General features: G+C 65.1%; 25 protein-coding genes and 1 tRNA gene. 16 read left to right on the top strand and 10 right to left on the bottom strand.

The window, feature by feature from the left end; genetic code table 11:
- Positions 1–46: 46 nt before the first annotated feature.
- The 10 genes from U1708_RS11895 to U1708_RS11940 all read left to right on the top strand — a co-directional run bounded on the left by U1708_RS11895 (position 47) and on the right by U1708_RS11940 (position 10,776).
- The gene (locus U1708_RS11895; RefSeq protein ID WP_128453819.1) at positions 47–454 is read left to right on the top strand and encodes a phage major tail protein, TP901-1 family; all 408 of its coding nucleotides are present in this window, start codon (positions 47–49) and stop codon (positions 452–454) included.
- A 173-nt stretch (positions 455–627) separates the two neighbouring features.
- Positions 628–942: a gene transfer agent family protein gene (locus U1708_RS11900; protein WP_332745946.1), complete on the top strand. Its 315-nt coding sequence runs from the start codon at positions 628–630 to the stop codon at positions 940–942.
- The gene (locus U1708_RS11905) at positions 939–1,130 is read left to right on the top strand and encodes a phage tail assembly chaperone (RefSeq protein ID WP_332745948.1); all 192 of its coding nucleotides are present in this window, start codon (positions 939–941) and stop codon (positions 1,128–1,130) included. The genes U1708_RS11900 and U1708_RS11905 overlap by 4 nt, the downstream gene beginning before the upstream one ends.
- Positions 1,120–1,671, top strand: a complete 552-nt coding sequence (locus tag U1708_RS11910) for a tail tape measure protein (protein ID WP_332746221.1) — start codon at positions 1,120–1,122, stop codon at positions 1,669–1,671. Before U1708_RS11905 ends, U1708_RS11910 begins: the two co-directional genes overlap by 11 nt.
- Before the next feature lie 171 nt (positions 1,672–1,842).
- Positions 1,843–4,119, top strand: coding sequence for a DUF2460 domain-containing protein (locus U1708_RS11915; protein WP_332745950.1), 2,277 nt, complete (start codon positions 1,843–1,845; stop codon positions 4,117–4,119).
- A gap of 174 nt (positions 4,120–4,293) precedes the next feature.
- The gene (locus U1708_RS11920) at positions 4,294–5,091 is read left to right on the top strand and encodes a phage/gene transfer agent baseplate hub protein (RefSeq protein WP_332745952.1); all 798 of its coding nucleotides are present in this window, start codon (positions 4,294–4,296) and stop codon (positions 5,089–5,091) included.
- Entirely contained in the window at positions 5,088–7,604 is a 2,517-nt protein-coding gene (locus U1708_RS11925) for a phage tail protein (RefSeq protein ID WP_332745954.1), read from the top strand. The genes U1708_RS11920 and U1708_RS11925 overlap by 4 nt, the downstream gene beginning before the upstream one ends.
- A gap of 22 nt (positions 7,605–7,626) precedes the next feature.
- The gene (locus tag U1708_RS11930; protein ID WP_332745957.1) at positions 7,627–8,130 is read left to right on the top strand and encodes a DUF2793 domain-containing protein; all 504 of its coding nucleotides are present in this window, start codon (positions 7,627–7,629) and stop codon (positions 8,128–8,130) included.
- 119 nt (positions 8,131–8,249) lie between these two features.
- Complete coding sequence (locus tag U1708_RS11935; protein WP_307088938.1) at positions 8,250–9,341, top strand: OmpA family protein; 1,092 nt, start codon at positions 8,250–8,252, stop codon at positions 9,339–9,341.
- Positions 9,342–9,957: 616 nt separating this feature from the next.
- A complete protein-coding gene (locus tag U1708_RS11940) occupies positions 9,958–10,776 on the top strand; it encodes a shikimate 5-dehydrogenase (RefSeq protein ID WP_332745961.1) in 819 nt (272 codons plus the stop codon).
- Positions 10,777–10,781: 5 nt separating this feature from the next.
- Here the strand turns inward: U1708_RS11940 and ygfZ are convergent, their stop codons facing one another.
- Positions 10,782–11,519, bottom strand: coding sequence for a CAF17-like 4Fe-4S cluster assembly/insertion protein YgfZ (gene ygfZ, locus U1708_RS11945; RefSeq protein WP_332745963.1), 738 nt, complete (start codon positions 11,517–11,519; stop codon positions 10,782–10,784).
- Between the two features lie 116 nt (positions 11,520–11,635).
- Here ygfZ and pyrC point away from each other — a divergent pair, with 116 nt between their 5' ends.
- Complete coding sequence (pyrC, locus tag U1708_RS11950) at positions 11,636–12,673, top strand: dihydroorotase (protein ID WP_332745965.1); 1,038 nt, start codon at positions 11,636–11,638, stop codon at positions 12,671–12,673.
- Between the two features lie 30 nt (positions 12,674–12,703).
- On the opposite strand, the gene U1708_RS11955 is transcribed toward pyrC, so the two are convergent.
- Entirely contained in the window at positions 12,704–13,048 is a 345-nt protein-coding gene (locus U1708_RS11955) for a hypothetical protein (protein WP_332745968.1), read from the bottom strand.
- 181 nt (positions 13,049–13,229) lie between these two features.
- Positions 13,230–14,006, bottom strand: coding sequence for a DUF1134 domain-containing protein (locus U1708_RS11960; RefSeq protein WP_332745970.1), 777 nt, complete (start codon positions 14,004–14,006; stop codon positions 13,230–13,232).
- A gap of 347 nt (positions 14,007–14,353) precedes the next feature.
- On the opposite strand from U1708_RS11960, the gene U1708_RS11965 reads away from it, so the two are divergent.
- The 3 genes from U1708_RS11965 (at position 14,354) to U1708_RS11975 (ending at position 16,412) form a co-directional block, all read left to right on the top strand.
- Positions 14,354–14,446: transfer RNA gene (locus tag U1708_RS11965), tRNA-Ser, on the top strand.
- Between the two features lie 179 nt (positions 14,447–14,625).
- Positions 14,626–15,816, top strand: a complete 1,191-nt coding sequence (locus U1708_RS11970; RefSeq protein WP_332745972.1) for an AAA family ATPase — start codon at positions 14,626–14,628, stop codon at positions 15,814–15,816.
- Positions 15,813–16,412 (top strand): hypothetical protein, encoded by a 600-nt coding sequence (locus U1708_RS11975; RefSeq protein WP_332745974.1) that lies wholly within the window; start codon positions 15,813–15,815, stop codon positions 16,410–16,412. The genes U1708_RS11970 and U1708_RS11975 overlap by 4 nt, the downstream gene beginning before the upstream one ends.
- 249 nt (positions 16,413–16,661) lie before the next feature.
- On the opposite strand, the gene U1708_RS11980 is transcribed toward U1708_RS11975, so the two are convergent.
- Positions 16,662–17,969: an SLC13 family permease gene (locus tag U1708_RS11980; protein WP_332745976.1), complete on the bottom strand. Its 1,308-nt coding sequence runs from the start codon at positions 17,967–17,969 to the stop codon at positions 16,662–16,664.
- A 353-nt stretch (positions 17,970–18,322) separates the two neighbouring features.
- Here U1708_RS11980 and U1708_RS11985 point away from each other — a divergent pair, with 353 nt between their 5' ends.
- A complete protein-coding gene (locus U1708_RS11985; RefSeq protein ID WP_332745978.1) occupies positions 18,323–19,045 on the top strand; it encodes a hypothetical protein in 723 nt (240 codons plus the stop codon).
- A 42-nt stretch (positions 19,046–19,087) separates the two neighbouring features.
- On the opposite strand, the gene U1708_RS11990 is transcribed toward U1708_RS11985, so the two are convergent.
- Entirely contained in the window at positions 19,088–20,203 is a 1,116-nt protein-coding gene (locus tag U1708_RS11990; RefSeq protein WP_332745981.1) for a serine hydrolase, read from the bottom strand.
- A 268-nt stretch (positions 20,204–20,471) separates the two neighbouring features.
- Between U1708_RS11990 and U1708_RS11995 the strand changes: the two genes are divergently transcribed.
- Entirely contained in the window at positions 20,472–22,229 is a 1,758-nt protein-coding gene (locus tag U1708_RS11995) for a chloride channel protein (RefSeq protein WP_332745983.1), read from the top strand.
- A 42-nt stretch (positions 22,230–22,271) separates the two neighbouring features.
- On the opposite strand, the gene arsH is transcribed toward U1708_RS11995, so the two are convergent.
- Genes arsH through U1708_RS12020 form a run of 5 tightly spaced genes read right to left on the bottom strand, consistent with a single transcriptional unit; the run spans position 22,272 to position 25,381 of the window.
- Entirely contained in the window at positions 22,272–22,988 is a 717-nt protein-coding gene (gene arsH / locus U1708_RS12000; RefSeq protein WP_332745985.1) for an arsenical resistance protein ArsH, read from the bottom strand.
- A complete protein-coding gene (locus U1708_RS12005; RefSeq protein WP_332745987.1) occupies positions 22,988–23,311 on the bottom strand; it encodes a YnfA family protein in 324 nt (107 codons plus the stop codon). Before U1708_RS12005 ends, arsH begins: the two co-directional genes overlap by 1 nt.
- Entirely contained in the window at positions 23,308–24,594 is a 1,287-nt protein-coding gene (locus U1708_RS12010; RefSeq protein WP_332745989.1) for an arsenic transporter, read from the bottom strand. Before U1708_RS12010 ends, U1708_RS12005 begins: the two co-directional genes overlap by 4 nt.
- On the bottom strand, positions 24,594–25,022 hold the full coding sequence (arsC, locus tag U1708_RS12015; protein ID WP_332746222.1) for an arsenate reductase (glutaredoxin): 429 nt from the start codon (positions 25,020–25,022) through the stop codon (positions 24,594–24,596). Before arsC ends, U1708_RS12010 begins: the two co-directional genes overlap by 1 nt.
- Positions 25,023–25,048: 26 nt before the next feature.
- Entirely contained in the window at positions 25,049–25,381 is a 333-nt protein-coding gene (locus tag U1708_RS12020) for an ArsR/SmtB family transcription factor (RefSeq protein WP_332745991.1), read from the bottom strand.
- Positions 25,382–25,389 lie beyond the last annotated feature (8 nt).

Genomic DNA, 25,389 nt, shown 5'->3' on the forward strand with positions numbered 1-25,389 from the left:
TGGGCCCCGGCCTTCGCGGGGGAACACGCTTTGAAAAGGAGCTGACATGGCGGTGGAGAAGGGGAGTGCGTTCCTGCTGAAGGTGGGGAACGGGGCGGCGCCTGTCGTTTACGCGACCGTGGCCGGGCTGCGGACTACGCAGATGTCGGTGAACGGGGAGGCTATCGTTGTCACCACGAAGGATTCCGGGGGGTGGCGGCAGTTGCTTTCGGGGGCTGGGGTTCGGAGCGTTTCGGTTTCGGGGGCTGGGGTCTTTACCGGGTCGGTGGCGGAGTTGCGGGTGAAGGCTAGTGCGCTGTCGGGCGTGCTGGATGATTATCGGCTGGCGTTCGAGGGGGGCGATACGATGACGGGGAAATTCCTGGTTTCTCGGCTGGACTATGCCGGGGATTTCAATGGGGAGCGGTCTTATACGCTTAGCCTCGAGAGTTCCGGGGCTGTTGTCGTGGGTTAGCGGCTTTCCCTCGCCCCTTCGGGGAGAGGGAAGGAGGAGCCGCTTGGCGACGGGAGGGTGAGGGGTGGTTGGGATTTGGGTTCTTAGCCTCACTCCCCTCTCCCTCCCACGCGCAAGGGCGCGCGGGCCCCTCCCTCTCCCCGGAGGGGCGAGGGAAATTTTGGAGATATCTTATGAACGATCTGGCGAATTCGGTTCGGGGGGAGGGTGCTCTTCGGGTCGGGGGGGAGACTCTTGTTTTGCGGCCTAGCTTTGCTGCGCTGGTCGCGGCCGAGGGGGAGTTGGGGCCTTTGTTTGCGCTGGTGGAGCGCGCGGCGGAGGGGAAGCTTGGGATTGGGGAGATGGTGGGGCTGTTCTGGCATTGCCTTCGCGAGTGTCCCGAGGGGGTTACTCGGGAGCGGTTGGGGGAGGCTGTCGTCGAGGCGGGGCTGGCGGCGGTCACGCCGGTGTTGCGGGTGTTGTTGCGGCAGATCCTGGCGGGGAAGTGACGTTTTCCGACAGCGCTGCGCGGCTCGCCGGGTTTGCGGGGGCGGTGCTGGGGTGGGGGCCGGAGGTGTTCTGGCGGGCTACGCCGGCGGAATTGGCGGGGGTCGTGGGGGCTTTGGTGGGCGACGTTACGGCGCCGCCGGATGCTTCGACGATCGCGCGGTTGAGGGGGGCTTTTCCTGATGGATGATCTTGATGCGGCTTTGGTGAGCGTGCGGGCGGATACGAACGGGTTTTCGCGTGATGTCGAGGCGATGCGGGGGGAGTTGGAGGGGGTGCTCGGGAGCGGGGCGGAGCGGGCTGCGCTTCGGCTGGAGGCGGGGCTGTTGCGGGCGGTTCGGTCGGGGAAGCTGGGGTTCGAGGAGCTGAAGGGGGTGGCTCTGTCGGCGCTGGATGCGATTGCTTCGGCGGCGCTTAAGGCTGGGGTGCAGTCCGTGTTGAGTGGTGGGGGTTTGAGTGGGGCGCTTGCTGGGTTGGTTGGTGGGTTGCCTGGGCGGGCGACCGGCGGGCCGGTGTCGCCGGGGCGGGCTTATGTCGTTGGGGAGCGGGGGGCGGAGGTTTTCGTGCCTACTTCCAGCGGGCGGGTTGAGGTTGGGGCGCCGGGGGGCGGGGTTCGGGAGGTTAGGGTGGATATTACGGTGAATGCTGCCGGGGGGAGTGCTGCTGGGGTTTTGGCGCAGTCGGGGCGGCAGGTGGCTCGGGCGGTGAAGGCGGCTTTGGCGGTGGAGTGATCGCTTTTCCCTCGCCCCTTCGGGGAGAGGGAAGGAGGAGCCGTAGGCGACGGGAGGGTGAGGGGCGGTTGGGATTGATGTTCCTAGCCTCACTCCCCTCTCCCTCCCACGCGCAAGGGCGCGCGGGCCCCTCCCTCTCCCCGGAGGGGAGAGGGACAGTAGGAGGATATTATGGCGCATTGGCTTTGCTCGGCTCGGACTGTGCAGGTCGAGGGGGGTGTGTCTCGGTTTGATCCTCGGTTTTGGACGGTGGATTTTCCTCGGCCGATGATGGCTTGCGTAGTGACTACCGGTCCTGACGCGCTGCGAGTGGATGCGGTGTTTTATAAGGCGGATGATCTGGCGGGGGTGATCTGGGAGGCGGTGGATCGCTTCGATCATCCGCTGCTGAAGTATGAGACGTCTCGGGATTTTCGGGACTGTCGGCTGCGGTTTCGGTGGCGGTCTTCGGGGGTGATGGCGTTGGATGCCATTAACGGCCCGACACTCACGATCGAGGGGCGGGACGCGGCGGGGGTGGCTCGGTCCTGGTATGTGCGGTTGTGGAATTATGCGGTGGGGGCGCCGGCGGATGCGGTGGTCTCGCTCGATTTCGCGGCGATGGTTGGCGGGTTCGAACTGCCCGAGGATAGCGATCCGGTGTGGGCGGGGGATATCGACCGGATGTTCGTGTCGGTGGTGCCGCCGGACTATTCGGGGGCGGATGTTTCACTGAGCGCGCCGCGCGAGGGGTGGGTCGAGTGGACCGATCTCGTCTGCGAGGGGCCGGGGGCGGTGCTGGCGATCGGCGATGCGGTGGTGCCGGAGCACGGGGTTCGGATCGCTGGTGGGTATGACGACAGCTATAACCTGACGCCGGCGCGGTTGCTGCGCAATGCGCTGCATCTCGGGTATCGGGGGAGCATCACGCATTATGTCGGGATGAGCCATTATTTCCGGCTCGAGGGGGCAGGCGGCGGGTTTTACGTTTCGGCGACGGGGGGCGTTTTGAACGTTGCCTGTGCGGCCTGGCATCGGGACTTCGCCGCGCGCGCGCGGGCGCTGGGCTTCGATGTCATCTGGTCGCTGAGTTACGAGCTGTTCGACGCGCATTGCTGGGGCGACTGGAAGCAGCGGACCGCCGATGGGTCGCCGGCGCTGACGGGGTGGGAGCCGCCGTCTACGTTGCTGTCGCCGGCGCATGGCGGGGCGATGGGGTATCTTCAGGCGGTCGCGCGGGCTTTTATCGGGATCGCGGTGGCGGCGGGGTTGGCGCCGAAGTTTCAGGTGGGCGAGCCCTGGTGGTGGGTGATGAGCGACGGGCGGCCGTGCTTCTATGACGCTAGCGCGGTGGCGGCGTTTGCGCCGGTGGCGATCCCGAATATCCGACGGTCGAAGACGCCTGCGCAGATCGTGACGCTGGATGCGGCGGGGGTTTGCCTGGCGGCGTCTACGGCGGCGCTGGTGGCGGCGGTCAAGACGGTCGCACCGGGCTGCGTGTCGCATCTGCTGACGTATCTGCCGACAGTGCTGGATGCGAAGGCGCCGGAGGCGAAGCGCGCGAACATGCCGGTGGGGTGGGCTAGTCCTGCGTTCGATGTGCTGCAGCTGGAGGATTACGACTGGGTGACGGCGGGGGATTCTGCGTCCTCTGCGGAGGGCGTGGCGGTGGCGTTCGCGCGGCTGGGGTATCCGGTGGAGAGGCAGCATTACTTATCCGGGTTCGTGTTGCGTCCTGACCAGGCGGCGGAGTGGGGGCTGATCGAGGCTGCGGCCGAGGTGGCTCGGGCTCGGGGGGTGGCGGAGACGTTCCTCTGGGCGCTGCCGCAGGTGATGCGGGATGGGTTCGTGCATTTTGATCGCTCTGAAGGAGACGAGGTCGCGGATGCGTTCGATGACGTGCTGTTTCCGTTGGAGCTGGGGCGCGAGGCCGAGGTGGCGCCTGGGTTTTCTACTGCGATTCTGACGAGTTCGGGGGGGCGGGAGGCGCGGAATGCGGCGTGGGCGGAGGCTCGGACGTCGTATGATGTCGGGCCGGGGTTGCGGAGCGAGGCGGATATCGGGGTTTTGCTCGCGTTCTTTCGGGCGCGGATGGGGGCGGCGCGGGGGTTTCGGTTGCGGGATCCTTTCGATTTCGACGCGGTCGGGGAGGTTGTTGGGGTTGGCGATGGGGTCTTGCGGCGGTTTGCTCTGGTGAAGTCGTATGGTGCGATGGAGCGGCGGATTACTCGGCCGGTTGCTGGCAGTGTTTCGGTGGCTTTGGGGGGCGTTGGGACTGCGGCGTTCTCCGTGGAGGCTGGGGGGTGGGTGGTGCTGGATGTGGCGCCTGCTCCGGGGGCGGTGGTGACGGCGGGGTTTGCTTTCGATGTGCCGGTTCGGTTTGCGGAAGATCGGTTGAGCGTGGCGAGAGCTACGTTTCTGGCTGGGGTGGCGGCGAGTGTGCCGCTGGTCGAGGTTCGGGAGGCGTGATTTTCCCTCTCCCCGTTGGGGAGAGGGAAGGAGGAGCCTCTTGGCGACGGGAGGGTGAGGGGCGGTTGGGATTGTCGTCCTGAGCCTCACTCCCCTCACCCTCCCACGCGCAAGGGCGCGCGGGCCCCTCCCTCTCCCCTGAAGGGAGAGGGTTCTCTTGAAGAGGAGACGCTCATGTTTCTGGATGTCGAGCTGGCTACGATCGCGTTGTGCTGGCGGATTGAGCGGCGGGATGGGGTGGCGGTGGGCTTGACCGCGCATGATCGGGATCTGGTGGTGGATGGGCTGGTGCACCGGGCTGCGCCGGGGATGACGCCTTCGGCGATCCAGCGGGCGGATGGGCTGGAGGCGGATACCATGGATGTGGCGGGGGCTCTGACGAGCGCCGCGATTGGGGAGCGGGATTTGTTGGCGGGGCGCTGGGATGGGGCTCGGGTGGTGCTGTTTGCGGTGGACTGGACCGATCCGGCGTCTCGGGTGGAGCTCGGGGAGGGCGTGATCGGGGCGGTCGAGCTGGGGGATGGCGGGTTCACCGCGGAGTTGCGGGGGGCGAGTGCGGCGCTGGATCGGGCGGTGGTGGAGGAGACTTCGCCGGAGTGTCGCGCGGAGCTGGGGGATCGGCGGTGTCGGGTGGCGATGGCGGGGCGGCGGCGGTTTGCTCGGGTCGTGGCGTGCGAGGGGGCGGTGGTGACGCTGGATTCGAGCGCTGACGGGCTTGGGGGTGGGCTGTTGCGCTGGTTCGGGGGCGCGAATTGTGGCTTGGAGAATGCTGTCGCTCGGGGTGCGGGGGTGACGGTTACGTTGCGGGCGGTGCCTTCGTTCGCCGTGGAGGCCGGTGCTCTCGTCGAGGTCGTCGAGGGGTGTGACAAGAGTCTCGCCACCTGTGCGGGGCGGTTTGGGAATGCGGTGAACTTTCGGGGGGAGCCGTATCTGCCGGGGATCGATCTGCTGACCCGGTATCCTGGGGCTTGAGCCGGATCGCGGAGGCTGCGCTTGCGGCGGTGGGGACGCGGTTTCGGTTGCATGGGCGGGGGCTGGACGGGCTCGATTGTGTCGGGCTGGTTGCGCTGGCTTTGCGGGCTGGGGGGTATTCTGGCGAAGTTCCGAGCGGGTATTCGCTGCGAGGTGGCGATTGGGGTTTGCTCGATCGGGTGCTGGTGCGGGTTGCCGAGGCCGAGCCGGGCGACGTGCTGCTGATGGCGGCGGGGCCGGGGCAGGTTCATCTGGGGATCAGGACCGCGACAGGCTTCGTGCATGCGGACGCGGGGTTGCGGCGCGTGGTGGAGCGGCCGGGGATGCCGCCTTGGCCGATCCTTGGCGTTTGGCGGATGGGGTGTGACATGGCGACCTTGGTATTGACGGCCGTGGGGAGCGCGGTGGGCGGGCCGATCGGGGGCGCGATCGGGGCGCTGATCGGGCGGTCGGTGGACGGCGCGGTATTTGCGCCGAAGCGGCGGGAGGGGCCGCGACTGGTCGAGCTGGCGGTGCAGACGTCGTCCTATGGAGCGCAGATTCCGAAGCTGTTCGGGACGATGCGCGTGGCGGGGACAGTGATCTGGGCGACCGACCTGATCGAGACGCGGGCCTCGTCTCGGAGTGGGAAGGGGCAGCCCAGTGTCTCGACCTACTCTTATGCGGCGTCTTTTGCGGTGCTGTTGTCGGCTCGGGCTATCCGCGGCGTGGGGCGGATCTGGGCTGAGGGGAAGTTGCTGCGGGGGGCGGCTGGGGACTTCAAGACGGCGACCGGGTTTCGGTTGCATCTGGGGGGTGAGGATCAGGCGGTGGATCCTTTGATCGCATCTGCGGAGGGGGCGTCGCCGGCGTATCGCGGGTGCGCCTACGCTGTGTTCGAGATGTTGCAGCTGGCGGATTTCGGGAATCGCATTCCTTCGCTGACGTTCGAGGTGATTGCGGACGAGGGGCCGGTGCTGGTTTCGACGATCGCGAAGGCGCTGGCGGGGGAGGTTTCGGGGACGGGTGCGCTGGCGGTGGGTGGGTTTGCGGCGTCTGGCGGGAGCGTTCGGGCGGTGCTGGAGATGTTGGGGCAGGCTGGCGGGGCCTGGTTTGCGCCCTCCGGAGCTGGGTTGGTGATGCGGGATGCGGCTGGGGTGATTGTTGCCGTCGCCGACGAGGGGTTTGCGGTTGAGGGGAAGGGCGTGCGGCGGGCTCGGGCGGTGGCGGCGATCGAGACGGTGCCGCGGACGGTGACCGTTGGGTATTATGACGCGGCGCGGGATTACCAGGCGGGGGTGCAGCGGGCGCGGCGGCCGGGGGCTGGTATGCGCGACGAGCGGGTCGAGGTGCCGGCGGTGCTCGACGCGGGCGCGGCGAAGACGGTGGCGGAGGCTATGCTGGCGCGGGCCGAGGCCGGGCGGGTTCGGCGAACCGTTGCCGCCGGGTTCGGGGCGATGGGACTCGCTCCTGGGGCTTGCGTGACGATTTCCGGCGAGGGCGGTGTCTGGCGGGTGGCCGATGTCAGTATCGACGGGATGGTGACGACGCTGGGGCTGGTGCCGCTGGTGAGCGCATCGTTGCCAGCGAGTGCCACCAGCGGGCGGGTTTCGGGGGCGGTGGACGCGGTCGTCGGGGCGACGATCGTGCGGGCGTTCGAGGTTCCCGGGCTGGAGGACGCGTCGTTGAGCGCGCCGCGGATGCTGGTCGCTGCAGCCGGTGCGGGCGCGGCATGGCGCCAGGCGGCGTTACTATACAGCCTCGATGACGGGGTGAGTTGGGTGGCGGCCGGCGCGACGGCAGCGCCGGCGGTGCTGGGGACGATCGCGGTCGTTGCGCCGGGGGCTCCGGCTGCGCTGGTCGATCTGCGGGGGGCGTTCGAGGTTGTGCTGGCGCATGCGGACATGGACCTCGGCGATGCGGATGCGGCGGCGCTCGATCGGGGGGTGAATCTTGCGTTGCTGGGGGACGAGCTGGTGCAATTCGGGCGGGCGGAACCGCTTGGTGGCGCGCGGTGGCGGTTGAGCCAGTTGCTGCGTGGGCGGCGCGGCACCGAGGCTGCGGCGGGCATACAAGTGGTCGGGGATCGGTTCGTGCTGATCGAAGCGGATACGGCGCGGGCGTTCGACTTGCCCGTGTCGGTGCTGGGACGCGAGGTTCGGGTGATCGCGTCGGGCGTGGGCGACGATACGCCGGGCGAGACGCGGTGCGTGATGCGCGGCGCTTCGGTGGTGCCGCCTTCGCCGGTGCATCTGCGGTTCGCGACCGAGGCGGATGGCGGCGCGACGGTGCGGTGGACACGGCGGAGCAGGGCGGGGTGGCGGTGGATCGACGGGGTCGACGCGCCGCTGGCCGAGGAGACCGAGGCGTACCGCGTGACGATCACGGCCGGCGCAACCGCGCGCGACGTCGAGGTGGCGGAACCTTCGGTGTCGGTGCTTGCGGTCGAGCGCGTCGGGCCCGTCAGCGTCGTGGTTCGGCAACGCGGGATCTTCGGCGAGTCCCTGGCGACGGAACTGATCGTACCGGCCTGATAATCGAACGGGAGAACGAATGATGAGCGACGACAGCACTTCGCGGCTGGCATTGCCGTTGCTGCAACCGGGACAGGCACAGAAGGAAACGACGCATAACGAAGCGCTGACGTTGCTCGATTTCGCGGTGCAGGCGAGCGTGGTGGCGGTGGGAACCAACGTGCCGCCGGTAGCGCCGACGCCCGGGAGCGCGTGGATCGTAGGTACCGCACCGACCGGCGGCTGGGCCGGGCAGGCGCGGGCGATCGCCGGGTGGACGAGCAGCGGCTGGCGGTTTCTAGTGGGTCGGGAGGGCATGACCGTGTGGAGCATCGCCGACGGCCAGCCGGCGCGGTTCGGTGCGGGCACCTGGACGCTGGGCGTACTGGCCGGCAGCAAGGTCTCGATCGGCGGGGTCGACGTCGTGGGCGCGCGTCGCGCGGCGGTTTCGGACCCGACGGGCGGAACCATCGTCGACATCCAGTCGAGAGCGACGATTGGTGCCATATTGGCCGTGTTGCGGGGTCATGGACTGATTTCCGTCTAAAACACCCATAAAACTGTGTCGTTCCAGCAACACTTCTAACTTTTGTCAGCTTGCGTGGAAACAAGCCCGAGGATAGGGAGTTTGCGATGTCCGTGTGACACTCATGAAAGGGGATTTATATGCGGAAGCTTGCCGTCGTTCTGGCACTCGCCTCCACCGCACTCGCCACTCCCGCCCTCGCCCGCGACAAGTCGTGGTACGTAGGCGTAGAAGGCGGTGCGATGATCGTTGAAGACATCGACTATGATATCGGCGCATTGAACAATGCCGGTTCGGTCGATCATGACTATGGTTACGATGTCGACGCCGTAATGGGCTACGACTTTGGCGGTTTCCGCCTCGAAACCGAAGTCGGCTACCGTAAGGCAACCGTGGACGGCTTCTCGTCGACCACGCCGGTTGGCGGCTTTGCAGCCGGCAACTACAGCGGTGCTGGTGGTTCGTCGTCGGCTCTCAGCTTCATGCTGAACGGCCTTCTGGACTTCGGTCCGGACGATGGCATCCAGGGCTTCGTCGGCGGCGGCGTCGGTGTCGCTCGCGTCAAGGCGCAGTATGGCATCACCAACGCAGACTTCCTGAACGACTCGGACACCGTGTTCGCGTATCAGGGCCTGGCCGGTATCCGTGCACCACTGACCGACCACATCGACGCGACGCTGAAGTATCGTTTCTTCAACGCCGAGAACGTCAAGCTGGTCGACAACTCGAACCGCGTGTTCGACGGTCGCTTCCGTTCGCACAGCATCCTTGGTGGTGTGACGTACAACTTCGGCGAGCCTGCTGCTCCGCCGCCGCCGCCGCCGCCGCCGCCGCCTGAGCCGATGGCACCGCCGCCGCCGCCAGCTCCGGTTGAAGTCGTCTGCTCGCCTGGTCCGTTCATCGTGTTCTTCGAATGGGACAAGTCGGACATCACGCCTGAGGCAGCGTCGATCCTCGACAACGCCGTCACGCAGTACCAGTCGTGCGGCAACGCACAGGTCATGCTGGCAGGTCACGCCGATAAGTCGGGTTCGGCATCGTACAACGTCGGTCTGTCGCAGCGCCGCGCAGATGGCGTGAAGGCATATCTGTCTTCGCATGCCATCCCGGACAGCGTCATCTCGACGGAAGCATTCGGCGAGAGCCGTCCGCGCGTCGAGACCGCCGATGGCGTTCGCGAAGTGCAGAACCGTCGCGTGGAAGTCACCTACGGTCCGGGTTCGGGCCAGTAAGACTTTCGCCAACCGGCTTTCGGGTCGGTTACGGAATGAAGATCGGGGAGGTCAGCGCAAGCTGGCCTCCCTTTTCTTTTGTGCTTTTTGCGCGGGGCTGGCCGGTCGCGAGGGCGGCGGCTTCGGCTGGCGTTGATTTGGTTCACGCGGAGGCGCGGAGGCGCGGAGAGTAAGAGCGGAGATGGATCTTTCTTGGCGAAGGTCGTCCGCGAACGCGGCTTTTGACGATTGGCTTCGCCGGGGCGGGGCCATGGCGGGAAGCGCTGTCCAAACCGTCTTCTTACTCTCCGCGGCTCCGCGCCTCCGCGCGAACAAAATCAACGTTCGGGCCTTTCGCGAGGGCGGCGTTTGGCAGAACGCCGATGTCTTCACGCGAAGGCGCAAAGGCGCGAAGAGGGTTCGCGTGGGGCGGGGTTTCCTGCTTCTTGAATCTTTTCAGTGCTATCGCGCCTGTGCCGTCAGGTCGCAGCGCCTGGCCCGGAGTCGGACATCTTCGCGCCTTTCCGCCTTCGCGTGAGCATATCTGCTGCCTGGATACCGTGAGGGAGCGTCGTTGCGACGCTCGCGCCTTCACCCTGGCGTATCGAAGCTATACTGGGGCGGAGCGAACGAGGAGATGTCGATGAAACCGCTGATTGGACGAGACACGCGGTTGTGCATGTCGTTGTCGGCGCGACCGGGGAATTTCGGGTCGTGGTTTCATAACCGGCTGTACGAGCTGACCGGGCTCGATTTCGTCTACAAGTCGTTCTCGACCACGGACCTGGACGGTGCGGTCGGCGGGATCAGGGCGCTCGACATTCGCGGGTGCGCGATCTCGATGCCGTTCAAGGAGGCGGTGATCCCGCTGCTCGACGGGTTGGGGCAGTCGGCCAGCGCGATCGACAGCGTGAATACGATCGTCAACGACGACGGCGTTCTGACCGGGCACAACACCGATTACGGCGCGGTCGTCGATCTGGTCGCGGATCTCGATCGGGCGATGCCGTTCGTGGTGCGAGGATCTGGCGGAATGGCGAAGGCGGTGGCGGCGGCACTCGGCGACAGCGGTTTTCGGGACGGGACGATCGTCGCGCGGAACGAAGCGGCCGGACGCGCGATCGCGGATCGGTACGGGTTTGCCTGGGCGGCGGAACCCGCGGGCGAGGCGGCATTGCTGGTCAATGCCACGCCGCGCGGGATGACCGGGTCGGATGCCGATGTGCTGGCTTTTCCCGAGGCGATGATCGCGGCCTGCGCCGTAGCGTTCGACGTGGTGCAATATCCGGTCGAGACGCCATTTTTGCGCGCCGCGGCCGTGGCGGGCAAGCGGTGCGTTACCGGGGCGGAGGTGGCCACGCTCCAGGCGTTGCAGCAGTTCGTGCTGTATACGGGCGTGACGCCGTCATCGGCTCAGGTAACGGACGCTGCGGACTGGGCTCGCGCGCATCCCTGAGTGAGTCAGTCGGTCGGCGTTTCCGTTAGCGCCGTGGCCAGCCAGCGCGGAACGATGGCGTCGCCAAGTGACCCGATGCGGCGGTGTTCGACCATCACGCCGAGTTCGGGATAGGTTACGCGTGTCCGTCCGCTGGGTTCGGTGAACGGCGCGACGACCAGCCGGCGGTTGACCTTCGCGCGGTGGTGCATCCGCGCGGTGTTCTCCTGGCCGACGTAACAGCCCTTGGTGAAGCTGACGCCGTTCAGTTCGCGCGCGTTGCATTCGAGCCACAGCGTCTCGCCGGCGCCGAGTTCGCCGACGCCCTCGGTCACGCCGAGCGACAGGCGGTGGGCGTGCCAGCCGATTGCCGGTTCGGCTGGTGGTCCGAGCCAGCGGCGGCCCAGCTCAGCGAGCCGAGGATCGGGAACGCCGCGGTCGCCTTTGGCGGCCCAGTGCACGGCAAGATCGTCGGGCACGAGCGTGATCGCGCGGCGCAGGCGGTAGAGCGAGAGGCGCTTGGTCAACGCTTCGGCTTGCGCGGCCTCTACGTCGATCAGCACGTCGGTGCCGTCCGCCCACAGGATGAAGTCGAAAAGCACCTTGCCCTGCGGCGACAGCAACGCCGCCCAGGCGGGCGCGTCCGGCGTAAGCAAGGCGGTGTCGGCGGTGACCAGCCCCTGCAGGAAGCCGCGTACGTCTTCGCCGGCGACGCGGATCACGCTGCGGTCGGCGAGCATCGTTCCGGGAAGATCAGTGTCCATGCGTACCACCTAGTGCGTGCGCGGCGATTTCCAACCGAAGCCCGCATCCGTCGATGCGACGAAAACCCGGGCTTGGCCGTCTGGCGTCGCGGGACGTGCGCCGATAGGAAGGCGGCATGACCGACAGCCTCACGATCCGCCGCCCCGATGACTGGCACGTCCACCTGCGCGATGGCGCGATGCTGGAGGCGGTCGCGGGGCATACCGCGCGGCAGTTCGCGCGTGCGATCATCATGCCGAACCTGACCCCGCCGGTGACCTCCATCGAGGCGGCCAAGGCGTATCGGGGGCGGATCATGGCGGCGTTGGGTGAAGGGGCTAACTTCACGCCGCTGATGACGTGTTACCTCACCGACGGGACCGATCCGGTGGAGCTCGAACGCGGCTATGCCGAGGGCGTGTTCACCGCGTGCAAGCTGTACCCCGCGCATGCGACGACCAATTCCGCGCACGGCGTCACCGATATCCGCGCGCTGACCGGCGTGCTCGAGACGTTGCAGCGGATCGGCATGCCGCTGCTGATCCACGGCGAGGTGACCGACAAGTCGATCGACATCTTCGACCGCGAGGCGGTGTTCGTCGAGCGCGTGCTGACGCCGCTGGTGCGCGATTATCCGGGCTTGAAGATCGTGCTGGAGCATATCACGACGGCCGAGGCCGCCGCGTTCGTGGCGGAGGCGGATCATCCGATCGCCGCGACGATCACGCCGCAGCATCTGTTGATCAACCGCAACGCGCTGTTCGACGGGGGGCTCAGGCCGCATGCGTACTGCCTGCCGGTGCTGAAGCGCGAGACGCACCGGGTGGCGGTGCGGCGGGCGGCGGTATCGGGGTCGCCGCGGTTCTTCCTGGGTACCGACAGTGCGCCGCATGTGGTTGGGGCGAAGGAGTCCGGGTGCGGGTGCGCGGGGATCTTCAACGCGCCGTTCGCGCTGGAGGCGTATCTGCGCGTGTTCGACGAGGAGGGTGCGCTCGACAAGTTCGAGGGGTTCGCGTCCGAGCATGGCGCGCGGTTCTATGGGTTGCCGCTGAACGAGGGCACCGTGACGCTGGTGCGTGGCGATGCCGAGGTGCCGGGGGCGATCGGTACGGGGGAGACGGCGGTGGTGCCGTTTCTCGCGGGGACCAATGTGGGGTGGCGGTTCGAGGGGTAGCGCGCGCTTATCGGTTTCTCGTATTCTCCGTCAGGATGACGGGGTCTTGAGCTGATCGAGCCACAGGCGCGCTTCCTTCTGCTCGCCGACCGCACTCGCGCTGACTGGGCCGCGCGCGGCGAAGAAGTCATGGTGGAGCGCGAAGGGTTCCAGCATCAGGCGGTCGCGCATTGCGTCGATGTCTGCTCCCATCTCCGAGAGCGCGTCGATGGTCGGGGCGATCGCGGCGCGGACGCGGCGGTCTGCGGTGCGGTCGAACAGGCCTAGCGATCCGGACGCGGTCTTTTCAAGCGCGGCGAGAAGGGTTTCGCGGTATTCTGTTTCGAGGTCTTCGCGCTGGGCGTCGAGACGGGCGAGGCGGTCGGGTTTTGCCATCTGCCGGGGGTAGCGGTTGGAGTGGGGGCGTCAACTCGTGGGCTGGCTCTGGGGTGGGGGTATACGCTGGAGTTGCGGTTTGGGCGCGCGCCGTGGGCGAAGCCCACGTCGTCGGACGGGCTGAAGCCCGCCGGCCGGGCTTGTCGGAGTCAGCCGGACGTGGCCGGCTGCCCGACTGCGCCTAAAACGGCAGCCACCTGCTCTTGTGCGTGATGTTCATATACCCAACGTTGACCCCCGCGCGCCAGCCGACGCCTAGGCGGATCGGGATCAGGACCACGTTGCCGCGGCGGAGATAGGTCGCGGCGAAACCGCCGACCAGGTACAGGCGGCCTTCGACGGCGGGAAAGCGTTTGTAGAGTTCCTCGGTGTCGTAGAGGTTGTAGACCAGTACGAAGACCTTGTTCGCGTCGCCGCCGATGTCGAAACCGACCGACGGCCCGGTCCAGTAGACCGGCTGTTGCCCCTCGACCTTGTGGCTCATTATCCCCGATCCGTAGCGGACGCCGAGGATGAACGCGCCCGAGGCTTCGCGTCCGGCGATGTAGGCGTTGGGCTGGCCCTGGTCCTTGAGGATGTTCTCGAGAATGCCGCCAAGCCCTGCCGCGCCCTTGCCGAACACGCCTTCGCCGGCCGCGAGCAGGTCGTCGCGCTGGTACGTGTCGGCCGCCTGCATCGTCGCCTCCGCCCGCGTCTCGGGCGTCGGCGTGTTGGTCGTGGCGGCGGGGGGCGGGGGCGCCGCATCCTGGACCGGCGTCTCCGGATAGGCGGGGCGCGACGGCTGGGTGTTCGCCTGCGCGCGCGGCGGGGCGGAATACGCCTGCGGGGACAGATCCCCGTCGATCGCCTGGTTGGGGTCGATCGTCTGCACCTGCGCCGACGCACGCGCCGCGCCACCCACGGCACTCCCGCAAAGGGCAGTCGCAATGGCACCTAGGCCAAGCCAGAAGCTACGCATGTCGATCCCCAAACTCGTCGAAAACACGGGAGGCGCCCCGAAGCAGGGCGGTCAACCGCTGAGCCACGAGTTAACCCCTGAGGCCGGAGTTAACCAGCGTCGGGCTTGCCGCGCAATGAACGAACGCGCCGAGCCTGTCGAATTCGGGCGAATTCGCGGTGAACGGGTTGGCGGGCGTGAGCATGGGCGTAGGAGTGGACGGGGGGGCGGCGGCGCGGGGTGTTACAGTGGCGGGAGCGCGTCGGGCAGAACTGCGATCACGGGCGGCCGCGAATAAAGCGCCGGACGCGATTACAGGCGTTGCCCCTCGCGCCGACCCTCGCTATAGCCCCGCATCTGCTGCAGCCGGAGACGTGGGTGAGTGGCTGAAACCAGCGGTTTGCTAAACCGCCGTACCGGGTTTACTGGTACCGAGGGTTCGAATCCCTCCGTCTCCGCCAGCCGCCTGAATAAGGCTCTAAAAAAACTACGTTGTTCTCTGCGGTTTTGATCTGCGAGTAGCATGTTGCCCAACATCCGAGTTGAGCGCCTCGTTTGCGAACGGTCAATAAGCGGGTACTAGACAAATACGACAATCATCTACCTACGATGAACGATCGGGGTTACTCGGAGTCGGAACATGCTCGCCCGAATTGAAATCAGCAATTACAAAAGTATTGCTCATACAAGTCTTTTATTTGGTATTGAGAATGTGATTGTCGGCCCCAACGGTGCGGGCAAAAGCAATCTTTTGGATGCTATAAACTTTCTCCGCGATGCTGCAAATGACGGTTTAGACCATGCGGTAACTAAGCGACATGGTATTATAAGTATCCGTCGCTGGAGTAAAACCCGTCCTTACAATATCGTTATAAAGATGGAGTTTGTTACAGGAACTGGAACTGGGGAGTATAAGATCACAATAGCTTCTGCTGGTGGAGAGTTTTCCGTCTTGGAAGAGGAGGGGAGTTGGTTTGGCAAGCACCCGTTTGCCAGAGCGCCTGACGAGGAGCCCCAGTTAAGTAGTTTTAAAAGGTTGGCTAAGGGGCCGGTTGAATTATCGGTATCAAATGATCCCTTCAAAGATGTTCCTGGCGCAGTCATGCCACCGTCGGAAATCATCTTGTCGCAGTTTGGTCCAGGGGGATTTTCGCCATACTCCTTCTTTTTCCGACAGTTGCATGAGCAGATAGCGTCTTGCGGCGCTTACTCAATATATCCAAATAAAATTAGAGAGCCGCAAACCATATCGAACTCAGATGTATTGGCTGATGACGGAACAAATCTTGCGTCTATTATTAGGCAGATGAGGGTGACAACGTTTAGAAGTAATCGAGAGTCTCTTACTTCTGCAATACAACAGGTGATACCTATCGTTTCCGAGATTAGGATAGAATCCGCTGGTGGATTTTTTGTTCCAGTTTTCAGGGTGAAGGAAACGGCTGATGGATATGCTCACGACCTAAATATGTCGCAAATATCTGATGGAACATTGAGAATGCTCGGGATGCTCACTGCATTCTATCAACCAAAGGCTCCAAGGCGTATAACCTTAGAAGAGCCCGAGCAAATGATCCATCCCGGTCTTTTGCCTATACTAGTAGATGCCGCAAGAGACTATTTAGATGATGGAAAAAAAGGGCGTCAGTGTTTTTTTACAACCCATAGTCCAAATTTACTCGACATGTTTGATGCCAGAAACATAATTGGCACTAAATTTGAAGATGGGGTTACCAAGTTTAATTCGATATCTAGTCGTCAGCTAAAACTTGTAAGAGAAAGATTGTTTACGGCTGGCGAGCTTCTTGTCGCCGAAGGTATCTTGGCATGATCCGTATTGCTGTCGTCGTTGAAGGGTACGGCGATGTACAAGCGATGCCGGTTCTGATCGGGAAAATTGGCGGCAAACTTGGTAAGACTATCGTATCCTCCGATCCAATTCGTGCCGGTGAATGGCCTATATTAAAAAAAATCGGCAAGCTTGAAAGGTGTCTAGATTTAGCGGCTTCAAGAGAGCCCGATGTAATATTAGTTGCTTTAGACCTAGACGACGGTTGCCCCGTCAATGAGGGCGTGCAATTTCAAGGTCGGGTTGATGCTTGGCTCGCAGGACGAATGATCCCGGTTGCGTCGGTATTTCTGACGAGGGAATATGAGACAATGTTTCTGCACTGCCCCGTCTCCTTGGGACATTTTGATCCCGCTGCGATACCTGCACAGCCTAATAATATTAGGGGTGCTAAGGAGCGCATCCGTGATCTTATCGGTCGCCGTTACCGAGAAACGCAGGACCAAAAAGCGTTTACGGCTAAGCTCGATATGAACATTCTATACCGTGAGTCTCGTCCTTTTCGTCGAATGTGTAAGGCTGTCTCGGGTATGCCCTATAATGAATTAAACCCTCACTTCGGTATTGTCGCACCTTAACGAACGGTCGTTTACGTTACCTGTCCCGCTGCTGTCACTAATAAGATCGCTACATCAAGCCAGAGCAGGCGTTGCCCGAGCGCGGGGGCGTTGGCGCTTTATGGCGTTATCGCGGTTGGCGGGCTTTGGTGATCGAAGCCGACTTGGCGTTCGTGAAAGCTCGGCGGTTGGTGTGTTCGGCGGGCCGATCGGAGCGTCGTCGGCGTCAAGGATGTAGCCGGTCCTTCACCACGCCACGATCCGCTTCGATCAAAACGGGAAGAAGGTCTGGATCGCCAGGATTGCGACGGCATAGGTGATGAGATTGAGCGGCAGGCCGACCTTTACGAAGTCCATGTAGCGGTAGCCGCCCATCTGGTAGACGATCACGTTCGTCTGATAGCCGAACGGCGTTGCGAAGGCTGCACTGCCTGCCATCATGACCGCGACCAGGAACGGCCTTGGGCTTACGCCCAGGCTTTCCGCCAGGGCTACCGCGATCGGTGTGACCAGTACGGCGACCGTGGCATTCGACAGCAATTCGGTCAGCACCATGGTGATGCCGTAGAGCACGATCAGCGCGGTCAGCGGGCCAAACTCCTGCATCGATCCGACGAGAGCGCCAGTCGCCTCGGCCGCGAGACCGCTTTGTTCCATCGCCATGCCGATCACGACCATGCCGGCGATGAGGATCAGGATCTGCGGGCGCAGGCCACCATAGGCCTCGTCCGCCGTGATGACGCGCAACAGGATCAGCAGTACGGCCCCTGCAAAGGCAGACGCGGCGATCGGCGCGATCCCCGCTGCCGCGACGGCGATCGCAGCGACGAACACGGCGAAGGCGATGGCCGCCTTTACGGGTTGGAACGGACGGTGCTTTTCGAACAGCGACGAGTCCCCGATCTGCGCGCCCGGTACCTCGATCTCGATCTCGCGTGCAGCCGTGACGGGGGCCGGATCGGAGATGCTCCCGCGCATCAGTCTGCCGCTGAACAGGAAAAGGTAGATCGCGCCGGCGAGTGCCATCGGCAGTCCGACAGGCGTGATTTCGAACATGCCGAAGCGCGGCTGTCCCGCGACGCGCGCCATGTCATCGACCAGCAGGTTGGTGGACGTGCCGATCAAGGTGCAGCAGCCGGTCAGGACCGTGATATACGAGAGCGGCATCAGGTAGCGTTTGGGTGGCAGCTTCAACGCGGCGGCGACGTCGCGCACGACCGGTGCGCCGAGAACCACGATGGGCGTGCTGTTGAGAAAGCAGGACACCACACCGATCGCGCCCAGCATCAGCCATATGCCGATCGATCCCAGTCGCTTGCACATCTTTACCGCGGCTTCGATCGCCCGATCGAGCAGGCCCGACAGTTCGAGCGCGTAGGCAATGACGAACAACGAGGCGAGCGCGATGATCGCGGGACTCGCAAAGGCGCCCTGCACCTCGATCGGACGGACGACCCCGGTGATCAGGAGCACGGCGGCCCCGCTCAGCGCTACGACGTCCGAGCGAACCTTGTCCCAGATCAGCGCCGCGACGACCACGACCAGAACGACGAGCGTCAGGACTTGATCGATCGTCATGCTTGCGTCTGCAGGGCAGGTACGATGCCGGGGACGATGCACGGGACCAGGCGGGGGACGATGCAACAGCCGAGCAACATGGCCATCTCGGTAGGGAGCGTAGTCATAGCCACCGGGTATGCGAATTTGACTGGTTTTGCTATCGGTGCGGAATGAACGAGCCAACCTTGCGGAAAAGTCGTCTTGCCCTGGCTGGCGGTATTGCAGCGGCTTTAGCGGTCGGTGGAACCGGGTTTTTGATCGGGCGGGGGACGTCCCCGCGCAGTGTGGAGCCCGTTGCCGCAAGACCGGTAGCGGCCGCGCCTGCCGATACGCGGACACCAGCCGCCCCCTCCGCGCCAGGAAACGCGGTAATGACCCGTGCCGATCTGATCGCGTTGGCCGCACAGGCTGCAGATGCGGTCGCGGCGGGGCAAGCCTTGCCCAAGACGATAGGCGATGCCGCAGGACAGCGCTTCGAATTGCGGCTGCCGTTCGGGTGTCAGGGGCCGGCGGAGGCTGGAAGCGATGCCGCCATGCGGTGGCGCTATGACGAAGAGGCGAAGGTCCTCCGCGTGCATGTCTCCCCCGTAGCCTGGACCAGAGCCGATATCCTGGATGCTCCGGACCAGGCGATCGGCGGGAATGTCGCCGGGGATGTCGCTGGCGATATCGCCGAGGGGTTCTGGATCCCACGACCTTGGACGGCCAGCGAGTCGTGTCCTGCGGCGCAGGACAGTCCGGCGCCAGCTGGAGCGGATCCCGTGACGCTGCCGGGGCAGACGCTGGCGATCGCCCAGTTCTTCGACGGCGATGGTGCGCGACAGGGCCAGCGTAATGGGAAGCCGTATGAAACGGTCGTCCGCATGGTACCCGACGAGGTTCGTGCCGAACGCGGGTTTCAGCTGCGGATCGACGGCCGGATCGCCGACATACCGGGGCAGGGTCCGGTTTCGTGCCGCCAGCCGGCCGGGGCCGAGCAACGCCCGATCTGCATCGTCGCCATCACGATGGACCATGTGGCGATCGACAATCCCGCGACGGGCAAGACGCTGGCGACCTGGGACGTCACGACGGCGCGGGTTGCTGATCGCTAAGCATCGGTTGGTTCAGGAGAAGCAGGCCGACGGCGCCTCCGATTACCGGCCAGCCGCGGCTATGACGGCACGGGTGACGTCGCCCATCAGTCGCATGCGTACCGGGATCGGTTGACGGGTGCTCGCGATCATCACGGAGACCGCATAGCGATGCCCGTCAGGGGCGACGAGCAACCCTACGTCATTATAGCCGGTCGACAGAGTGCCGAGGTCCTGGCCGGTTCCCGTCTTGTGCGCGAGCGTCCAACCGGGCCGAAGACCGGACTTGAGGCGAAGCGGGCCGGTCTTGCTGGACCGCATCAACGTCAGCAGCGACGCGGTGGAGCGCGCGCTCAGGAGCTTGCCCTGGGCGAGAAGGGACAGCCCGAGCGTCACACCATTGGCGGAGGCACCGTCGATCGGATCGGCGAGATAACGGCGCAGTGCCTTGTCGCGCGCTTCGTAGGTCATGGCTGCACGGGCCTGAAGGAATCCCCAGCCACCCGCCCATTCCGGCCGCCATTCCAACCCGGCGGTACGAGCCTGCAACTGCCGTTCTCCGGGGCCGAACTTGACGCCCGCGACACCCTTTTCGCTGAGCATGCGGTTGATGGCGGCGGGGCCACCGACGCGCCAGAGCAGCACGTCGTTGCAGGTGTTGTCGCTGCGCGTCATCGCCCCGCGCAGCAACTCGCCGATCGTCGTCCTGTACCCGTCTTTCCCGACGAGCGCCCGAATGGGTTGGTGAAACAATGTGAGATCGGATCGCGTGACCGTTACCGGATCGCTGAGCGACAACCGGCCCCGATCGACCGCATCCATGACCGCGATGGCGACCCAGAACTTGCTCACGCTCTGTTGCGGGCGGGGACTATCGCCCTCCCAGGCAACGACCCAACCCTCGTCGATATCGCGGACGCTGATGCCGGCGTCGCCCTTGAAGCTGGCGCCCAGCGCCTGAACGGCGTTGAGCAGGTCGGCCGATGGCTGGGCGCGCACCCGCACCGGCACCGGCCTTGGCGGCGTTCGGGCGGGTGTGGTCGTCTGCACGGTGATCGGCACCCGCGCGGGCGGTACGGGCTGTCGTCCCGCAGGAACGCAGGCCGCAGGAACGCAGGCCACAAGGAAGGACAGACCGGCAACGGCCCGGATACGACGAGACAGAAATTCGAATGGCAACGAGGCTTCCCTTTTCATGTCTTGTAACGGATCGTTCCCGAAGCGGAACAGGATCGCATCGGCTTCGCCCCGCGGCACGCTCGGCTCGGCGCAGTGATGATAGCAGTCGCAACGTGCTACCGCGGAGATCGGTATAGCCGGGAGGGGGACTTGGGTTTAACCGGCGCCATGCGCGTACCTCGCTCTCCCGTCTTTGCGCCATTGCCCACCGTCGCGCTCCGGCGCGATCCCGAATGAAGCGGCGCGCCGTGTGTCGGATCAAGGGCGCGTGAGCGTGAGCGGGGGCGTCGGGGCCATACGGTCGGCCACGTCATGGGTGCGCCAGCGCCTGCGCGCGAGCGAAGCGGTCCTGATCCTGCTGGCCGTCGCGATCGGTGGTGCTGCGGGTTTGCTGAGCGTCGTGCAGGGCGTGGTTGCGCGGACGATGCAACACCTGTTGTTCGCCCTGCCGAGCGGCCAGCGGCTGAGCGCGACACCGGCGATCCCGTTGCTGGCGCTGATCGCCTTGCCGATCGGCGGGCTCGTACTCGCGCTCTTCTCCTGGATCACGAAGGCGCGGGCACGGCATATGGTCGATGCCGTCGAAGCCAATGCGCTGCACGGCGGTCGCATGTCGTGGAGCGACAGCCTCGTCATCTCCGGACAGACGATCATCTCGAATGGGTTTGGCGCGTCGGTCGGACTGGAAGCGGCCTATGCGCAGCTCGGCGGGGTCGTCGCCTCGATCGCGGGCGGGTGGTTCAGGCTTCGGCGCGCCGACCTGCGGGTCCTGGTCGGCGCAGGCACGGGCGCCGCCATCGCGGGCGCGTTCGGTGCGCCGCTGGCAGGCGCATTCTATGCGTTCGAGATCGTCATCGGTGCGTACACACCAGCCGCGATCGCGCCCGTCGCCGCGGCATCGCTGTCGGGCGTGCTCGTCGCCCAGCTGTTCGGGGCGCAGCCGTATCTGGTCAATGTCACCGTCGCCGAGCAGGTGCAGACGCACCATTACCTGATCTATGCCGGGTTGGGCGCGATCGCCGCGGGGACCGGAATCCTGCTGATGCGCGCTGTCGCCGAGGTCGAGGCACTGACACGCCGCCTGCCGCTCCGCACGTCGTGGCGACCGGTCGTCGGGGGCGCTCTGCTGATCCCGATGGCCTGGCTGACGCCGCAGGTTCTGTCGGCGGGGCACGGCGCGCTTCACCTCGACCTGGAATATGGCGTGCCGCTCACGGTCCTTGCCGCCATCTTCATCATGAAGAGTGCCGCGTCGGTGGTGTCGCTCGGCTTCGGGTTCCGGGGCGGCCTGTTCTTCGCGTCGTTGTTCCTGGGCAGTCTGCTGGGCCAGCTCTACGCGGGTGGATTGGGTTGGATCGCGGGACAATCGGTGATCGATCCGGAGAATGCGGCATTGGTAGGGATGGCGGCGTTGGCCGTCGCGGTCGTCGGCGGGCCGATGACGATGGCCATGCTGGTTCTCGAGGCGACGCACGACTTCTCGCTTGCCGGCGCGACGATCGCCGCCGCGCTGGTGTCCTCGACCATCGTCCGCGAGACGTTCGGGTATTCGTTCTCGACATGGCGGCTTCACCTTCGTGGCGAAACGATCAAGAGCGCGCGCGATGTCGGTTGGGTTCGGACGCTGACGGCCGGACGGATGATGCGGAAGGTCGAACGGGCAACGCCCGGGCGGATTACCGTTGCCGAGTTTCGCCGCCTGTTTCCGCTCGGGTCGACCAGCCGGGTCGTCGTGGTCGACGATCAGGATCGCTATGCCGGCATAGTCCAGACCGCCAGCGCCTTCGCCGAGGGGGTTACGTCGACTGACGCCGTCGGCACGCTCGCGATCCACCGGGAGCAGGTGCTGTTGCCCGACGCCGACATAAAGGCGGTGATGGCTATTTTCGATGCCGCGGGTGCAGACGAAATGGCCGTCGTCGGCGCAGACGGCAAGGTGCTCGGGATCTTGTCGGAATCCTATGTCCGACGGCGCTATGCCGAGGAACTGGACAAGTCCCAGAGAGAGATATTCGGCGAAGCTTAGCGTTCGCCCGTCCAAGCCCCGCCGGTTCGGGACGCCTGCAACCTACAGGTCGACCGGGTTGATCGGGGTCTTCGCTTCCTTGCGCTCGGAGTAGCGATCGACGAGCTGCGCGGTGTGCGGTCGCAGCAGGACCGTGAAGCGGACCAGTTCCTCCATCACATCGACGATCCGGTCGTAGTAGCTGGAGGGTTTCATCCGACCGGCGTCGTCGAATTCGTCGAACGCCTTGGCGACACTCGACTGATTGGGGATCGTGACCATCCGCATCCAGCGGCCAAGCACGCGCAACGTGTTGACGCTGTTGAACGACTGCGATCCGGCGGACACCTGCATGACGGCGAGCGTGCGCCCCTGCGTCGGGCGCATTCCGCCCATCGACAGCGGCAGGTGATCGACTTGCAGCTTCATGATGCCGGTAATCTGGCCATGCCGCTCGGGGCTGCACCATACATGCCCCTCAGACCACATCGACAGTTCGCGCAACTCGTGGACGGCGGGGTGGTCGTCCGCCGTCACCTGATCGGGGAGCGGCAGCGTGGCGGGGTCGAAAATGCGCGTCTCGCAGCCGAAGAATTGCAGCAGGCGAGCGGCTTCCTCGATGCAAAGGCGCGAATAGGATCGTTCGCGCAAGGAGCCGTAGAGCAGCAGGATGCGCGGGGGTGGATCACCGGGGCCAAGCCCGAGGGCGGGCCGCTCGAGCGCATAGCGTCGATCGAGCGCTGGGAGATGATGGGGATCGGAGAGCGTGCGGAGCGGCATCAGGCAGTCCTTGGGCCAAGTAGAATGATACAGGTGCCGATCAGGCAGAGTGCCGCCCCGCCAGCGTCCCAGCGATCCGGCCTCACCCCTTCGACGGCCCAGAGCCAGATCAGCGATGCGCAGATGTAGACGCCGCCATAGGCAGCATAGGCCCGCCCCGCTGCGTCGCTGTCGACACGCGTCAGCAGCCAGGCGAACAGCATCAGCGAAACGAGGCCCGGAACTAGCCACAAAGGCGATCTGTCCAGCCGCAACCAAGCCCAAAAGGCAAAGCAGCCTGCAATTTCCGCGAGCGCAGCCGCCAGATATACGAGTGCCGTCACGCCATGCCGATCCTGATCGCGAGTGCCGCGAGCGTTACCAGCAGAACGGGAATCGTCAGCGTCGCACCGACCTTGAAGTAATAGCCCCAGCCGATGCGGATGCCCTTTTGGCCGAGGACGTGCAGCCACAGCAGCGTGGCGAGCGAGCCGATCGGCGTGATCTTCGGCCCGAGGTCGCAACCGATCACGTTGGCGTAGATCATCGCTTCCCTGACCGCGCCCGTCGCATGCGTCGCATCGATCGACAGCGCGCCGACCAGGACGGTCGGCATGTTGTTCATCACCGACGACAGCAGCGCGGCGATGATGCCGGTGCCGAACGCCGCGCCCCATACACCGCCTTGCGCAGTGCGATCGAGCAGGGCGGCAAGGTAATCGGTAAGGCCGGCATTTCGCAGGCCGTAGACGACCAGGTACATACCGAGCGAGAAGATCACGACTTGCCACGGCGCGCCGGCCAGCACCTTGCGAGTCTGGATGACATGGCCGCGCGCGGCGATGACCAGCAGGAGGACTGCGCCGCCGGCGGCGACGGCGCTGACCGGTACGCCGATGGGTTCGAGCAGAAAGAAACCGGCGAGCAGCAGGGCGAGGACGACCCAGCCCGCCTTGAACGTGGCAGGGTCGCGGATCGCTTCCGCAGGCGCACGGAGCTGCGCCACGTCATAACTGGTCGGTATGTCGCGGCGGAAGAACAGCAGGAGCACGACCAGCGTCGTGGCGATCGACGCCAGATCGACCGGCACCATCACCGACGCATACTCGGCGAAACCGATCGCGAAGAAGTCGGCCGACACGATGTTGACGAGGTTGGAGACGATCAGGGGCAGGCTGGCGGTATCTGCAATAAACCCCGCCGCCATGACGAACGCCAGCGTCGCCTTGTCCTTGTATCCCAGCGCACGCAGCATCGCGATGACGATCGGCGTCAGGATCAGCGCCGCGCCATCGTTGGCGAACAGCGCCGACACCGCCGCGCCGAGCAGGACGATCAGCACGAACAGCCGACGGCCATGCCCGTTGCCCCAGCGCGCTACATGAAGCGCCGCCCATTCGAAGAACCCGGCTTCATCGAGCAACAGGCTGACGATGATGATCGCAACGAAGGTCGCAGTCGTATTCCAGACGATGCCCCACACCACCGGCACGTCGGAGAGCGAGACGACCCCGACGAGCAGCGCGATAGCCGCGCCGCCCAGCGCGCTCCACCCAATGCCGAGGCCCTTGGGCTGCCAGATGACCAGCGCGATCGTGACGATGAAGATGGCAAGCGCGAGCAGCATCAGGCGATGCGCTGGCCCGAGGCGTCCACGACCTTTTCGCCGTCTTCCTTGGCAAACGCGCCCTGTTGCGGGTCGGGCAGCAGATCGAGCACGGCTTCGGATGGCCGGCACAGCTTCACGCCGAGCGGCGAGACGACGAGCGGCCGGTTGATGAGGACCGGATGCGCCATCATCGCGTCGACCAGTGCGTCGTCGGAGAGCAAAACGTCGCCGAGGTCGAGTTCTGCGAAGGGCGTTCCCTTCTCGCGAAGAAGGTTGCGGGGCGTGATCCCGGCGCGGTCGATCAGTTCGACCAGCAGCGCGCGAGAGGGCGGCGTCTTCAGATATTCGACGACGTGCGGCTCGATGCCGGCGTTGCGGATCATCGCCAGCGTGTTGCGCGACGTGCCGCATTCGGGGTTGTGATAGATCACGATATCGACGGCCATGCTCTCGGTGGTCATTGCGCGTCCTTTCAGCAGCAGGGGGTGAGTTCGGCGAGCAGCGGCGTGCACAGTTCGGGAGAGCCGGCGCAGCAATCCTTGACCAGGAACAGCGTCAGCGCGCGCAGGCCGCTCAAATCGGCGCGGTAGATGATCGAGCGACTATGCCGTTCGAAGCGGACGATGCCGGCACGAGACAGGATCCCGAGGTGCGCGGACATCGTGTTCTGGGGTACGTCGAGCTGGCGGGCGATTTCGCCTGCCGCCAGTCCGTCCGGTTCGTGGCGAACGAGTAGCCGGAACACGTCGAGACGCGTGCCTTGCGCGAGCGCGCCCAGCGCGACGATTGCCGAATCGTTATCCATATATCCAG

It is taken from the genome of Sphingomonas arabinosi (assembly GCF_036663715.1).
Lineage (GTDB): Bacteria > Pseudomonadota > Alphaproteobacteria > Sphingomonadales > Sphingomonadaceae > Sphingomonas.